The 13,943-nt window shown below is 61.9% G+C and carries 12 protein-coding genes; 4 read left to right on the top strand and 8 right to left on the bottom strand.

The features are described from left to right. Nucleotides 1-36 precede the first annotated feature (36 nt). The 3 genes from VWZ87_RS12880 (at nt 37) to VWZ87_RS12870 (ending at nt 3,432) form a co-directional block, all read left to right on the top strand. Entirely contained in the window at nt 37-1,248 is a 1,212-nt protein-coding gene (locus tag VWZ87_RS12880) for a multidrug effflux MFS transporter (RefSeq protein WP_340546038.1), read from the top strand. A 162-nt stretch (nt 1,249-1,410) separates the two neighbouring features. Then, nucleotides 1,411-2,799, top strand: a complete 1,389-nt coding sequence (locus VWZ87_RS12875) for a helix-turn-helix domain-containing protein (RefSeq protein WP_340546039.1) — start codon at nt 1,411-1,413, stop codon at nt 2,797-2,799. 135 nt (nt 2,800-2,934) lie between these two features. Beyond that, entirely contained in the window at nt 2,935-3,432 is a 498-nt protein-coding gene (locus VWZ87_RS12870; protein WP_340546040.1) for a hypothetical protein, read from the top strand. A 110-nt stretch (nt 3,433-3,542) separates the two neighbouring features. Here VWZ87_RS12870 and VWZ87_RS12865 read toward each other — a convergent pair whose 3' ends face one another. The 5 genes from VWZ87_RS12865 to VWZ87_RS12845 form a co-directional block, all read right to left on the bottom strand. Continuing rightward, nucleotides 3,543-3,782: a YdcH family protein gene (locus tag VWZ87_RS12865; RefSeq protein ID WP_340546041.1), complete on the bottom strand. Its 240-nt coding sequence runs from the start codon at nt 3,780-3,782 to the stop codon at nt 3,543-3,545. Between the two features lie 151 nt (nt 3,783-3,933). After that, a complete protein-coding gene (gene betA / locus VWZ87_RS12860; RefSeq protein ID WP_340546042.1) occupies nt 3,934-5,589 on the bottom strand; it encodes a choline dehydrogenase in 1,656 nt (551 codons plus the stop codon). A 166-nt stretch (nt 5,590-5,755) separates the two neighbouring features. After that, nucleotides 5,756-7,213 (bottom strand): betaine-aldehyde dehydrogenase, encoded by a 1,458-nt coding sequence (gene betB, locus VWZ87_RS12855; RefSeq protein ID WP_416535111.1) that lies wholly within the window; start codon nt 7,211-7,213, stop codon nt 5,756-5,758. Between the two features lie 66 nt (nt 7,214-7,279). Next, nucleotides 7,280-8,788, bottom strand: coding sequence for a choline-sulfatase (gene betC, locus VWZ87_RS12850; protein WP_416535110.1), 1,509 nt, complete (start codon nt 8,786-8,788; stop codon nt 7,280-7,282). 182 nt (nt 8,789-8,970) lie between these two features. After that, entirely contained in the window at nt 8,971-10,179 is a 1,209-nt protein-coding gene (locus VWZ87_RS12845; protein WP_340546045.1) for a BCCT family transporter, read from the bottom strand. Between the two features lie 159 nt (nt 10,180-10,338). Between VWZ87_RS12845 and betI the strand changes: the two genes are divergently transcribed. Further along, nucleotides 10,339-10,914, top strand: coding sequence for a choline-responsive transcriptional repressor BetI (gene betI / locus VWZ87_RS12840; protein ID WP_340546046.1), 576 nt, complete (start codon nt 10,339-10,341; stop codon nt 10,912-10,914). A gap of 55 nt (nt 10,915-10,969) precedes the next feature. Here betI and VWZ87_RS12835 read toward each other — a convergent pair whose 3' ends face one another. The 3 genes from VWZ87_RS12835 to VWZ87_RS12825 all read right to left on the bottom strand — a co-directional run bounded on the left by VWZ87_RS12835 (nt 10,970) and on the right by VWZ87_RS12825 (nt 13,817). Beyond that, nucleotides 10,970-12,040: a DUF1036 domain-containing protein gene (locus VWZ87_RS12835; RefSeq protein WP_416535109.1), complete on the bottom strand. Its 1,071-nt coding sequence runs from the start codon at nt 12,038-12,040 to the stop codon at nt 10,970-10,972. A 66-nt stretch (nt 12,041-12,106) separates the two neighbouring features. After that, entirely contained in the window at nt 12,107-13,075 is a 969-nt protein-coding gene (locus VWZ87_RS12830; protein WP_416535108.1) for a DMT family transporter, read from the bottom strand. 136 nt (nt 13,076-13,211) lie between these two features. Continuing rightward, complete coding sequence (locus tag VWZ87_RS12825; protein ID WP_416535107.1) at nt 13,212-13,817, bottom strand: LysE/ArgO family amino acid transporter; 606 nt, start codon at nt 13,815-13,817, stop codon at nt 13,212-13,214. Nucleotides 13,818-13,943 lie beyond the last annotated feature (126 nt).

The raw sequence follows: 13,943 nt of genomic DNA, 5'->3' as shown, positions 1-13,943 counted from the left end.
ATGGACAATCGCCGCGGTGTGACCTAATTCGTTCACATGCGAACCATTCCGCGGCGATTTCTGGACCGTCGGTCCAACCCCAATATCGGCACGCTGATCCTGCTCTCTGGGCTGTCGGCGCTGGCGATGAATATCTTTCTGCCCTCCCTGCCCGGGATGGCCCGATATTTTGATGCCGATTACAGCCTGATGCAGCTGTCGGTCGCGCTGTACCTTGCCGTCAGCGCGGCGGTGCAGATTTTTGTCGGGCCGATTTCCGACAAGCTGGGGCGCCGCCCGGTCATCCTGTGGGGCGTGGCGCTGTTCTTGCTGGCGACGCTGGGCTGTCTTTATGCGCCGACGGCGGAGATCTTTCTGCTGTTTCGGATGTGTCAGGCGATTGTCGCCTCTGCGATGGTGCTGAGCCGTGCCGCCGTGCGCGACATCTACGACAATGATGCCGCCGCCAGCATGATCGGCTATGTCACCATGGGCATGGCGGTGGTGCCGATGATCGGCCCGGTGATCGGTGGCGCGCTGGAAGAGACCCTCGGCTGGAAAGCCAATTTCTGGCTGCTGATGGTGCTGGGGGCGGCAACATTCGCGATTGCCTATCTCGACCTTGGCGAAACCGCCCGCAAGAGCGGCAAGACCCTGATGGCGCAGTTCCGCGAATATCCCGAGCTGCTGCGGTCGCCGCGGTTCTGGGGCTATTCGCTGGCCTCGGGCCTGTCGTCGGGCGCGTTTTTTGCCTATCTGGGCGGCGCGCCTTTTGTCGGCACACAGGTCTATGGTCTGTCTGCTGCCGAGCTTGGGGTCTATTTTGCCTCGCCGGCCGTGGGGTATTTCATCGGCAATTTCCTGTCCGGGCGCTATTCGACCCGGATCGGGCTCAATCGGATGGTGCTCTGGGGCTGTCTGATCAACGGCATCGGCGTGGCGCTGTCGCTCACACTGGCGCTGGCGGGTGCCGACAGCGTCTATTCCTTCTTTGGCTTCATGACCTTTGTCGGGCTGGGCAACGGCATGGCGATCCCCAATGCCACCGCCGGTGCGATTTCGGTGCGGCCCCATCTTGCGGGCACCGCCTCAGGGCTTGCCGGTGCGATCATGATTGGCGTTGGCGCCGGGCTTAGCGCCTATGCGGGCTACCTGCTGGTTCCGGGATCGACGCCAGTGCCGCTGCTGACCATCATGCTGGCCACCGCCGTTCTGGGCTTTGTGTCGATCCAGGTGGTGATCCGCCGCGAGAAAAACCTCGGGATCTGAGCGGCAGCAGCGCCGCCCTGCCCGGTTCGGGTGTTCGCATAACGCCCTCCCATCATCACCTTGCACTTTCCCCGCCAGCGCGTCCGATGGGCGTGCCGCTCTTGCACCGCATGATTTGCAATTCTACAGTTGCAATATCCAATATTTGCAAAGGGGACACCCATGGCGCAACAGAAACTCTATGCCGGAGCCAAGCTGCGGGAAATGCGGCTGCGCCTGTCGCTGACGCAAAAGGAGTTCGCCGCCAAGCTGGGGGTCTCCCTGCCCTATCTCAACCAGATGGAAAACAACAACCGCCCGGTTTCCACGACCGTGGTTCTGGCGCTGGCGCAGGAATTCGGGCTGGATGTCACCGAGCTGTCCACCGGTGACAGCGAACGACTGGTCAGCGACATGCGTGAGGTGATGGCCGACCCGGTTTTTGCCGATGCGGCAGTACCAATGGCGGATCTGCGGCTGACGGCTTCCAACGCGCCGGCGCTGGCGCGCGCGCTGCTGACGCTGCATCGCGCCTACCGTCAGACCCATGAGCGACTGGCCTCGCTGGATGAGGCGCTGGGGCGCGAGGATGCGCGCATTCAGGCTTCGCCCTGGGAAGAGGTGCGCGATTTCTTCCATTATTGTGACAACTACATTGATGCGGTGGATCGCGCGGCAGAGAATTTCAGTGGCAGGCTAGACGCCCGCAGCGCCGCCATCGCCGCATTGGATCAGGCCGGGATCAGCGTGGTTTTCGGCGATATCGACGGGCTGCGAAAGTTTGATCCGGCAGGCAAGGTGCTGCGGTTGTCCAACCGTGCCTCACCGCAGACGCAGCTGTTCCAGCTGCTGTTGCAGGTGGCGCTGCTGCATCAGAACGACCTGCTGGAGGCCACGCTGGACTTTGCCAAGTTTCACAGCGAGGCGGCCCGCTCCATCGCCAAGATCGGCCTCGCCAACTATTTCGCCGGGGCCGCGATGATGCCCTACCGGCAGTTTCTGGATGCCGCCGTGGACTGCCGCCACGATCTGGAGCTGCTCGCCACCCGCTTTGGCGCCTCGATCGAACAGGTGGCGCATCGCCTGTCCACATTGCAGCGCCCCGGCGCCAAGGGGGTGCCGTTCTTCTTTGTCCGGGTTGATCAGGCGGGCACCATCACCAAGCGGCACTCGGCCACGCGGCTGCAATTTGCACGGTTTGGCGGCGCCTGCCCGCTGTGGAATGTGCACCGCGCCTTTGAGACGCCGGGCCGGTTCCTGCGGCAGCTGGCGGAGACGCCGGACGGGGTGCGCTATATCTCATTGGCGCGGGATGTGTCGAAACCGGGCGGTTCCTTTGGCTCTCCTGTCCGGCGCTACGCGATTGCCCTGGGCTGCGAGGTGCGCCATGCCGACGCTCTGGTCTATGCCGATACGCTGGATGTGAGTCAGGACAGCGCCTATGAGCCGATTGGCATCTCCTGCCGGATCTGCGAACGACGCGATTGCCATCAGCGATCGGTGCCACCGCTGGAACGGCGGCTGAGCATCAACACCGACCAGCGCGGCGTGCTGCCTTATGAGGTGAGCTGAAAGGATGCGGAACACCCAGCCACGGTGCCCAGCAGGACCTGAGCGCCCCGCCAGAAAAGTTTCTTGCAGAAACAGGGGCAAGCCTCCAAGCTCGGCAGCCAGATACGAGTGTCCCCCGGAAAAGAGAGTAACCACATGAAAATCCCAGCTATTGCCGCCAGTTTCTTGTTGATCGGTGCGGTCCATACCAACGCGGTCGGTGCCCAGACACTGGAGCAATGGGGGGCCTCTGATTACTGGGATGTTCTGATTGATCCCTCACTGGGCGACGGCTGCCTGATCCAGTCGGAATTCACCGATGGATCCGTTGTCCGCATCGGTTTTGACCGCACCGAAGGCACGGGCTATGTCACTGCCTTCAACATGGGCTGGGGCGACATCGAGGAAGGGGCCTCCTATCCGGTTCTCTTCTCGCTTGACGGTCAGGATTATGATGCCGATGCGACGGGCATCTATCTTGAGGATGTGCCCGGGGCGGATATCGCCTTTGACAACCCCGATTTCCTGTTCGACCTCGCGATCAAACAGACGATGACGCTCTACACGACCGAGGGCGAAGTCATGTCGATAGACCTCACCGGGAGCTACAAGGCGCTTGAAGCGGCAATCGAATGTCAGGAAGAAATGGGCTGAGCGATATCTCGGCCCCGGTCTTCGGCATGATATCGCAGGAATAATCGCGCGGGTGACAGGAAAAGAGGGGCACCGGCGGCGCCCCTCTTTGCTGTTGTTGGCTGGGTTTCTTACGCCTTTGACAACATGCCCCAGATCTCATCCTTGAGGGCGGCGCGCTGTTTGCGCAGGTCGGCTTCGGCAGTTTCGGACATCGGCTCGACATTGGTTTCGGCGCGATGCACCGCGCGGTTCACCGCGTGATAGCTGTCCGCAAGCTTGGCAAAATGGGCGTCCGATTGCTTCAGCGCATGGATCTGCGACTGCTTGTCGGGAAATTCTTCGGCCAGTTCGTGGGGGGTATTGGACATCTGCTCGCTCCTTGATTTTTCAGCGTCAGACGGACCTTAGCCAGCCCTGCCCCTGCCCACTTTGACGCGGATCAAACCGGCAGCTTCGGCCGACTAAAAAACGCCCGCGCAACGGGGTGCAGCGGGCGTTTCAGGGCTATCCCCCGGCTGTTCAGCGCTGGGAGGTTTGCCAATTCGGGTTGAACCAGGCCTGCGCGTTTGACGACGGCAGGCGGCGGCCGAGGATGTGGTCGGAGGCTTTCTCGCCGGTCATGATCGAGGGACCGTTGAGATTGCCATTGGTGATGCGCGGGAAGATCGAACTGTCGGCGACGCGCAGCCCCTCGACGCCGATGACGCGGCATTCGGGATCAACCACCGCCATCGGATCCTCCACCGCGCCCATCTTGCAGGTGCCGCAGGGGTGATAGGCGCTTTCGACATGTTCGCGGATAAAGCCGTTCAGCTCGTCATCCGATTGCAGCCCATCGCCGGGCTGGATCTCATATTTCACGAACGGCTTCATCGCATCCTGTGCAAATACCTCGCGGGTCAGGCGGATACATTTGCGGAAATCCTCCCAGTCCTTCTCGGTCGACATGTAGTTGAACAGGATGTTCGGCGCATCCTTGGGATTGCTGGAAGCCAGCGTGACCTCACCGCGCGAGTCCGAGCGCATCGGGCCGACATGGGCCTGAAAACCGTGGCCCTCGGCTGCGGCCTGACCATCATAGCGCACCGCGATGGGCAGGAAGTGGTACTGGATATCCGGGTAATCGACGCCCTTGTCCGAGCGGATGAAGGCGGCGCTTTCGAACTGGTTGGAAGCGCCCAGACCGGTTTTGGTGAACAGCCACTGCGCCCCCACCATCGCCTTGCCAAGCAGGTTCCAGTATTTGAACAGGGTAATCGGCTGTTTGGAGGCGAACTGGAAATAGAATTCCAGATGGTCCTGCAGGTTCTGGCCCACGCCGGGACGATCGACAACAACGTCGATGCCATGCTCGGCCAGATGTTTGGCCGGACCGATGCCCGAGAGCATCAGCAGTTTGGGCGAGTTCAGCGAGGAGGCCGCAAGAATGACCTCGGCGTTGGCGCGGATCACCTCGATCTTGCCGCCCCGCTCGACCTCGACGCCGACGGCGCGCCCTTCTTCGATGACCACCTTGCGGGCAAAGGCGCGGATCAGATCGCAATTGTCACGCTTCAGCGCGGGCTTCAGATAGGCGTTGGCGGCGGACCAGCGCTGACCCTTGTAGACGGTCATTTCCATCGGGCCGAAGCCTTCCTGCTGCTCGCCGTTGTAATCCTCGGTCACCGGATAGCCGGCCTGTTCGCCCGCCTTTACAAAAGCCGCGTGCAGCGGGTTGTCGCGGGGGCCGCGGGTCACATGCAGCGGGCCGTCGGTGCCGCGCCAGTCCGCATCGCCGCCATGGCCGCGATCGTCCCAGGTTTCCATACGTTTGAAATAGGGCAGCACGTCGGCATAGGACCAGCCTGTCGCCCCGGTCTCGGCCCAGTGGTTGTAATCGCCTGCGTGGCCGCGCACATAGACCATGCCGTTGATCGAGGAGGAACCGCCGATCACCTTGCCGCGCGGGCAGACCAGTTCGCGACCGCCCAGATGCGGTTCCGGCTGCGATTTGTAGCCCCAGTCGTACATCGACATATTCATCGGGTAGCTCAGCGCCCCCGGCATCTGGATGAACGGTCCGGCATCACTGCCGCCATGTTCGATCACCAGAACCGATTTTCCTGCCTCGGACAGGCGGTAAGCCATGGCACAGCCGGCAGAGCCGGCGCCGACAATCACATAATCCGCGTTCATTTCTTTTCTCCGTCGCTGAGACCGGGGGCTGCCCGCCTGCCCGGCTCTGCCTTGCATTTCCTGCCGGGCTGCCCGCCTGGGCAGGCAGCTCCGGTTATTTTGCGCCCTGCCCTGATTGCCCTTTTGGGCAACGGGGCGGGTGGGTGGGCGTTGCCCAAAAGGGCAATCAGAACGCCGCTTCGACGTCGCCCATACGGACGTAGACTGATTTCACCTGGCTGAAGTGCTTGATCGCCTCTTTCGAGTTCTCGCGCCCCACACCGGAGGCCTTCACGCCGCCAAACGGCGCCTCGACCGGCGCGTCGTTGTAGGAGTTGATGAAGCAGCTGCCCGCCTCCAGCTGGCCGATCACCCGGTGAGCGCGGCTGAAGTCATTGGTGAAGACGCCCGCCGACAGGCCGAATTCGGTGTCATTGGCGCGCGCGATCACCTCTTCCTCGGTGTCGAAGTCGAGGACCGACATCACCGGGCCAAAGATCTCCTCGCGGGCGATGGTCATATCGTCGGTCACATCGGCAAAGACGGTCGGTTCGACAAAGAAACCATCCATGTCTGCGCGCTTGCCGCCGCAGATCAGGCGGGCGCCCTCTTCTTTGCCCTTCTCGATGTAGCCAAGCACGATGTTCATCTGGTTTTCGGTGACCATCGGGCCAAAGCTGGTGGCCTCATCCATCGGGTCGCCGAGGATTGCGTTGCCGGTGCGTTCAGCGAGACGGGCGAGGAATTTCTCCTTGATGCCCTTCTGCACGAACACGCGGGTGCCGTTGGAGCAGACCTGACCGGAGGAATAGAAGTTGCCATTGATGGCGCCACCCACGGCGTTTTCCACATCGGCGTCGTCAAAGATGATCAGCGGCGACTTGCCGCCCAACTCCATGGTGACATGCTTCATGCCCTCAGCCGCCGCCGCATAGACTTTCTTGCCGGTCGGCACCGAGCCGGTCAGCGAGACCTTATCAACGCGCGGGTCGGTGACCAGCGCAGCCCCAACCTCGCCCATGCCCTGAATGACATTGTAGATACCGGCCGGAGCGCCCGCCTCATGCAGGATCTCGGCCACCTTGAGGGCGCAGAGCGGCGTGGTCTCGGAGGGTTTGAACACCATCGAGTTGCCGCAGGCCAGCGCAGGCGCGCCTTTCCAGCAAGCGATCTGGGTCGGGTAGTTCCAGGCGCCGATGCCGACACACAGGCCCAGTGCCTCGCGCATGGTATAGACCCAGTCTTCGCCCATCGGGATGTGCTCGCCGGTGAGGGAGCCTGCAAGGCCGCCGAAATACTCCAGCGCATCGGCACCGGAGGTGGCGTCGGCCACCAGCGTCTCCTGTAGCGGCTTGCCGGTGTCGTAGGTTTCCAGCACGCTGAGCTCGTGGTTGCGTTCGCGCATGATGTCGGCGGCGCGGCGCAGGATGCGGCCGCGCTCGGTGCCGGTCATCTTGGCCCATGCCTTTTGCGCGGCTTTGGCGGTGGAGAGCGCCTGTTCGACGATTGCGGGCGTGGCCGCGTAGACCGTGGCGATCTGCTCGCCGGTGGCGGCATAGATCACCGGGATCGGGGTGCCGCTGGTGTCTTCGACATATGCGCCATTGATGAAATGGCTGGCTTTGGGCTGTGCGGGGTGTGTCATGATTTTATGCCTCCGGCGGGGATATTTAGGGCCAGAAGAACTGGCGTAGGAGTGTGTGTGAGTGGTCTATTCGCCGCGAGGAAAGCGGTTGCCGTCCTCAACGTCGTTCAGATCCATATGGTTGCGCATGTAGCGTTCGGATGCTTTTTGCAGCGGCTGGTAGTCCCAGGGGAAATAGCCGCCCTGGCGCAGGGCTTCGTAGACGACCCAGCGGCGGGCCTGACTGGCGCGCACCTCTGCGTCGAAGGTCTCAAGGTTCCAGCGGGCCTCGGATTTGGCGCGCAGGGAGTTCAGCGTGCCGGCATGGGCCGGGTCAGCGGCCAGATTGGTCAGCTCGTGCGGGTCGGCCTCCAGATCAAACAGCTGGTCGGGATCGAGCGCGCAGCGGGTGTATTTCCATTTGCCATAGCGCAGGCAGACCAGCGGCGCATAAGAGGCCTCGGCTGCGTATTCCAGGGCGACGGGTGCGCTGCGCTCCTCCCCAAGGGCCAAAGGCAGCAGGTTCTGCCCATCCGTCCAGGGTTCGATCTCTGCCATATCCACACCGGCCAGCGCGCCCAGCGTTGGCGTCACATCGAGAGTGGAGACCGGGGTGTCGATCCGGCCCGCGGGCAGGTCCGGCGCGGAGATCATCAGCGGCACCCGCGCGGAGCCTTCGTAGAAGGTCATCTTGAACCACAATCCACGCTCGCCCAGCATGTCGCCATGATCGGAGACAAAGAGGATGATCGCCTCTTGCCGAGTGGTTTCCAGCACCTCAAGGATCTCGCCGATCTTGTCATCAAGATAGGAGATATTGGCGAAATAAGCACGGCGGGAACGTTTGATGTCCTCTTGCGAGATATCAAAGCTGCGCCAGTCGTTGGCGTCGAAAATCCGTTTGGCGTGGTTATCGTGGTCGGCGTAGTCCATCGCCGGGACCTCTGGCAGCAGGTGGTCGCAATCTTCGTAGAGGTCCCAGTACTTGCGGCGCGCCACATAGGGGTCATGCGGGTGGGTAAAGCTGACGGTCAGCGCCCAGGGGCGATCGTCCTTGCCACGGGCCAGATCGTAGAGCTTGGCCTTGGCGTGATGGGCGACCTCATCGTCATATTCCATCTGGTTGGAAATCTCGGCGATGCCTGCGCCGGTGACCGATCCCATATTGTGATACCACCAGTCGATCCGCTCTCCCGGTTTGCGGTAATCCGGCGTCCAGCCGAAATCGGCCGGATAGATGTCGGTGGTCAGCCGGTCCTCGAACCCGTGCAGCTGGTCGGGGCCGACAAAATGCATCTTGCCGGAAAGGCAGGTGTAATAGCCCGCACGGCGCAGATGATGGGCGTAGGTGGGGATGTCGCTGCGAAATTCGGCGGCGTTGTCATAGACGCGGGTGCGCGAGGGCAGCTGGCCGGACATGAAAGACGCCCGTCCCGGCGCGCAGAGGGGCGAGGCGGTATAGGCATTGGCAAAACGGGTGGAGCGGGCGGCCAGTTTTTTCAGGTTCGGCGCATGCAGGAACTCGGCGGGACCATCGGGGAACAGCGTGCCGTTCAACTGGTCAACCATCACGATCAGGATGTTCGGGGCAGTCATATGTCGAAGCGCTCCTTATGGTCTGCGATGCGGCCTGTGGCCGGGTGATCTGGGGTGACAGATTGGAGAGAGCCAAGGCGCGAGGCCCATGGCGCAAAAGACCAAACCTGTCGGATATCTCGGTGCGGCGATGCCGCGAAAGGCCCCGGCCCTGCCATCCGGCGGGCCGGGGCGCCCGGTTTTTAGTGGGCTGTCTTGATACGATCGAAATCGAGGGTGTTTTCCTCAGGCGAGGCAGTGATGGCTGCAACTTCGCTGCGCTTCTTCACGAAGATGTAGATCAGGCAGGCGATGTAGATGCCGATCACCACGGTGCCGACCCACTGGATCTGCAGCCACTGGCTCTGGAAGGCCAGGGTCAGGGCAAAGAGCGCCACGGCGTTGCCAAGCACGTAAGGCAGCTTGCCCAGACGTTCGGCGCTGAGGTTCATGTTGTCGGTGTAAAGGCGGATCAGCGAGTCAAACGAGTTGATCACGAAGAGGATGCCAACAACCGTCATGGACCAGTTGATCAGACCAGCGGTGGGAATGGTGTTGAGGTGGTAGAAATACAGCACCGAGAACCAGACCGCGAGCGGGATCGACGGGAACACCAGCAGTGAGGCCAGCAGCTGCCATGTGGTCAGGCCACCGACAAAGCGCGAGGTGAACTGGCCGATCATGATCGACCATGCAAACCACCAGAACAGGTAGAATTCATGGTATTCGGTCAGCGGCAGGATGAATTTGTGGATATTGCCGAAGTAGCCGCCGATATTGCCGGCCGTGGTGACAAACTCACCCAGCCCCATACCTGCATAGGCCCACATGCCGAGGATCAGCGCGAAGAACAGGAAGGTGGAGGCCACCGACAGGATACGGACGTATTTGATATCGGTCGAGGAATAGGCCGCCGCCAGGATCACCAGGAAGCAGATCACATAGAAGGCCGGGATGACCGTCTCGCCGTCGCCGACTTCGGCGATGTAATATGGCATGTAGATCAGGAACAGCGCGCCGGTGAAGGCGCAGGTGGTGATGATCACCAGATTGTTCAGCAGCTTCACGATGCCGATTTCAAAGAACTTCACCCGCGGCTCGATGGCGCAGAAATAGAAGGCGGTCAGGAAGTAGAACGCCCAGATCAGGAAGCCCCAGAAGCCAAATTCGAGCGCCAGCGGATTGGTGAAGGCATAGGCGGGCTCTGTCGCCGTATCCGCGTAAAGCGGGAAGTCGAAGGCGAGTGGGAACATGATCAGCCCCACATCCAGACCCGAGGTGAAAAGAATAGCGATGAAGGTGAACAGCGGCACCGGGGTGACCCCGACGATGCGCATGTTCCACCATTTGATCACGCAGAAAATCACCAGCGCAAAGGCCAGCAAGATCCCGGCTGAGATGATTGTTGTCATACGTCCCTCCCTTGGATGGGCGTTGGTCGCCCTTTTGACGTGTGCGACAGACATAGCAGAAAACGGGAGGTCCCCAAATAGTTTTTAAATGACCATTCAAGATCCGGAATAGTCATAACAGGAGTTGAAACGCAGACCGAGCTGGCGCAAGACTTCTATATGGCTAGAAAAAGAATTCGCGACATCCGGAACGAAGAGCTGATCGAAGCAACCATCGTTGCGGTCCACCGCCGCGGCTATGGTGTTGTTACCATGGCGGAAATCGCGAAGGAAGCGGGGGCCTCGGCAGCCTCGATCAACTATTATTTCGGCTCCAAGGAAGGGCTGATGGAGGCCACGATGCGCCATCTGCTGAACAAGCTGCGCCTGGCGATGATTCGTGGATATGCCACGGCGCAGACGCCAAAAGAGCGGCTTTATGCGGTGATGGACGCCAATTTTGACGATGATTTGTTTCGTGTCGCGCCCTGTAGCCTGTGGATGCAGTTCTGGGCCAGCGCGCCTTATTCGAGTCGTCTGTCGCGGCTGCACAGAATCAACCGCAGCCGCGTGCGCAGCCATTTCCGGGCCGAGCTGAAATGCCTGTTGCCGCAGGACCGGGTCGAAACCGCCCGTCAGGCGCTGCAATGTTATATGGATGGTGTCTGGCTTCAGGCGGCCCAGTCCGAAACGCCGCTGGATCCCGAACAGGCGCGCCGGGCGGCACATCGGGTTGTGGATCTGGCGATCGGCTGACAGCCACTGAGCCGGGCCGTTGCCCGACGATCTGGCCCGTCGACCGGATGGCAGTTCAGTTCAGCGGCAGGTCCTGACGGCGATAGTGCAATCGGCTGTCACGCGGCATGTAGCCCAGCACCAGATCGGTCTCCGTGAGGGAGAGGATGCGGTAACAATGGGTCGGCCCGCCGTCCTCGGCCTGGGCGACGAGGAACGGGCCCGCACCCGCAGCATCTGCGCAGGCGGTCTGCACCGAAAGCAGTTCGGTCATGGTTTCGACCGAGCCGTAGAAATTGCGCCGCGCCGCCCCTTCGACCACAAAAAGATCGTAGGCATCCGACTGTGAGACCCACCTGCCCGCCAGCTGAGTAAGCAGGGTGTCATATCGGGTCTCGTCCCGCTCTGTCAGCGCGCTGATGCTGGCCTGGATGACGCGATCCCCGATCGCCAGACGATTGCCGGCCACCCGCACCGGAGCGCCTGCATCCAGCGTCAGCAGACGCTCGATGATGGCAGGCTCTGTCGCGCCGTCATTGATGACGCAGATCTGCCCCTCCTCCATCACCAGCTTGCAGATCACCCGCCCGTCGCTCTGCCGGACTTCGCAGCCCTGAAAGGTGACATCCCGATCAAACCCGCTGCCCGGCGGCGCGGTGGCACCTGACGCCGCGCTTTCAGGCGGGGCGTGACGCGGGCGGGAATGTTCGCTGAGCTGCGCCACATAGGCGATTTTGGCGCCGGGGGCATCGGTGGTGGTGGCGGGCGCCTGGGTGTCGATCTTGGCAAAAAATGCGCTGTCATAGCCACGTATGGCGCAATCATGGTCGCCATAGATGGTGAACTCATCCGGCGCGGTGCAGAAGGAAATCCGCTCATCCTGAAACTGCCAGTCCTGTGCCTCGCTTCGGAAGTAGTAGAAGCGGTTGCGCAGCGGGGCGTCGATCACCCGCTCGCAGGTGGCGGGTGGCAACTGCCACCAGCCACGGGAGATCCAGCGCCCGTCATCGCGGAACGCCAGGCTGAGCGACTGCGGCACTGCGGTGTCATTGCAGATCTCCAGCCCGACATGACCGGTGTCGGCCCAAGCCGATTGCACCAGCGCCGCCGGTGCAATCAGAAGAGCCAAGATCCATCGGACGCGCATGTCGTTCACCTCTATTCTCGAATTATTCCGGTGTCCCTATCAGTGCTCTGTGACGGTTTTGCGAAATCAGACCTTTGTGGCGAGGCTGGCAGGTGTCAGCGCCCGGCGTTTCAGCACCGCCTCCCGCCAGGTGATGAAGCTGACAGCCGCCAGGATCAGGCAGCCACCGGCGACAACCCAGATATCCACCGCCTCTTCGAAGACGAGGGCGCCGAGAAGTGTCGCCCAAAGCAATTGTAGAAAGGTTACCGGCTGGGTCACCGTCACCGGCGCTGACGCAAAGGCAAGCGTCATGGTGAAATGCCCCGCTGTCGCAAAACAGGCGACCGCAAAGAGGACAGCCAGCTCCCAGATGTTCGGGGTCACCCAGACCGCGGCGGCAAAGGGAGCCAGAAACACCGTGACCCAGATCGACAGCATCGCCACGACAACCACCGGGTTGGTGCCATCAACCGTTGTTTTGGCCAGAAGGTAGGACGCGCCAAAGGCCAGCGCGGTAAAGAGCATGGCAAGATGGCCTGCCTCTACCTCGCGAAATCCGGGGCGCAGGATGATCAGCGCGCCCAGCAGCGCCACAAGAATGGCGCCCACACGGCGCAGGGCCATCCGTTCGCCCAGAAAGAGGGCGGCACCGATGGAGACATAGATCGGCGACAGGTAGTTCATCGCCGTGACCTCGGCCAATGGGATCTGGGTCATGGCAAAGAACCACAGGATCACCCCCAGCGTATGCACAAAGCCGCGCATGGCAAACAGCCCCCAGAGCCGGGCGGTGAGCCGCGACCGGCGCAGCGTCGCGACCATCGGCACCAGAAACACCAGCCCCATCAGGTAGCGCAGAAAGGCCGATTCCGCAGGCGGGATGCGATTGCCGAGGTATTTGACAAGGGCGGTCACCGCGACAAAACACAGCCCCGTCACCAGCATCCAGAACACCCCTTTTACCGGGTTGCCGACGGCGGGCGCCGGCGGCCTTGCGGCGGCGGCGGTGGCGGCGCGGTCGGATGTGGGGTGGTCGTCGGATGGAGTGGTCATGGCGCGCATGAGAGCACCGGGGCGGTCGCAGAACAACCCTTCACATATGAAATATGTTCTTGTCCCGGGCGGCACGACCGGGTTTGTGCGTGACGCGCACAGAGGCGCATCAGAACCTGTATGACACCCCGCACTGTCACATCATCAGCAGCTTGATGGCGATGGCCCACATGGTCAGCCCCACCAGCACGTCCAGCAGCTGCCAGGCTCGGGGTCGGGCAAAGACCGGTGCCAGCAGGCTGGCCCCGTAGCCAAGCGTGAAGAAGAAGACAAAGCTCGACAGCGCCGCACCAAGGCCAAAGACCAGCGGCTGCGGATATTGCGCCGAGATCGAGCCAAGCAGCACCACGGTATCGAGATACACATGCGGGTTGAGCCAGGTCAGCGCCAGCACCGTGGCCAGCATCGGCCAGAGTGTCACCGGCGCGCCCTGCCCGTCTGCGCTGTCCAGATGCGCGCCGCCGCACCATGCCGACCTGAGGCTGCGCGCGCCATACCACAGCAGAAAGGCCGCGCCGCCAAGCCGCATCGCCAGCTCGAACCACGGCAGTGCCAGCGCCAGCGAGCCGAAGCCCAGCACACCTGCGGTAATCAACAGCGCATCGGAGCTGGCGCAGGTGAGGCAGATCCAGAACACATGCTGGCGTCTGAGCCCCTGCCGCAGCACAAAGGCATTCTGCGCGCCAATGGCCATGATCAGGCTCAGGCCGAGAAAGAAACCGGCAATCAGGCTGGAAGGCATGGGATCTGTCCTTTGTCATCTTGGTGCAGGCGGCCTGGTCCAACAGGTGACCTGGTGGTGGTCGTGGCCTGTGCTTTGACTAAGGTGCTGAGCGGGTGTAAGCAAATTAATCTGACTTACCCAAAT

Origin of the sequence: Phaeobacter sp. JH20_37, assembly GCF_048056015.1 — a bacterium.
Lineage (GTDB): Bacteria > Pseudomonadota > Alphaproteobacteria > Rhodobacterales > Rhodobacteraceae > Phaeobacter > Phaeobacter bryozoorum.
Note: the sequence above shows the minus strand (reverse complement) of the source record. Positions and strands in the feature narration are given on the sequence as shown.

Bases quoted from the DNA above. Each gene is read 5' to 3' on its own strand.
- VWZ87_RS12880 (WP_340546038.1), top strand. From the start codon at position 37: ATGCGAACCATTCCGCGGCGATTTCTGGACCGTCGGTCCAACCCCAAT.
- VWZ87_RS12875 (WP_340546039.1), top strand. From the start codon at position 1,411: ATGGCGCAACAGAAACTCTATGCCGGAGCCAAGCTGCGGGAAATGCGG.
- VWZ87_RS12870 (WP_340546040.1), top strand. From the start codon at position 2,935: ATGAAAATCCCAGCTATTGCCGCCAGTTTCTTGTTGATCGGTGCGGTC.
- VWZ87_RS12865 (WP_340546041.1), bottom strand. From the start codon at position 3,782: ATGTCCAATACCCCCCACGAACTGGCCGAAGAATTTCCCGACAAGCAG.
- betA (WP_340546042.1), bottom strand. From the start codon at position 5,589: ATGAACGCGGATTATGTGATTGTCGGCGCCGGCTCTGCCGGCTGTGCC.
- betB (WP_416535111.1), bottom strand. From the start codon at position 7,213: ATGACACACCCCGCACAGCCCAAAGCCAGCCATTTCATCAATGGCGCA.
- betC (WP_416535110.1), bottom strand. From the start codon at position 8,788: ATGACTGCCCCGAACATCCTGATCGTGATGGTTGACCAGTTGAACGGC.
- VWZ87_RS12845 (WP_340546045.1), bottom strand. From the start codon at position 10,179: ATGACAACAATCATCTCAGCCGGGATCTTGCTGGCCTTTGCGCTGGTG.
- betI (WP_340546046.1), top strand. From the start codon at position 10,339: ATGGCTAGAAAAAGAATTCGCGACATCCGGAACGAAGAGCTGATCGAA.
- VWZ87_RS12835 (WP_416535109.1), bottom strand. From the start codon at position 12,040: ATGCGCGTCCGATGGATCTTGGCTCTTCTGATTGCACCGGCGGCGCTG.
- VWZ87_RS12830 (WP_416535108.1), bottom strand. From the start codon at position 13,075: ATGACCACTCCATCCGACGACCACCCCACATCCGACCGCGCCGCCACC.
- VWZ87_RS12825 (WP_416535107.1), bottom strand. From the start codon at position 13,817: ATGCCTTCCAGCCTGATTGCCGGTTTCTTTCTCGGCCTGAGCCTGATC.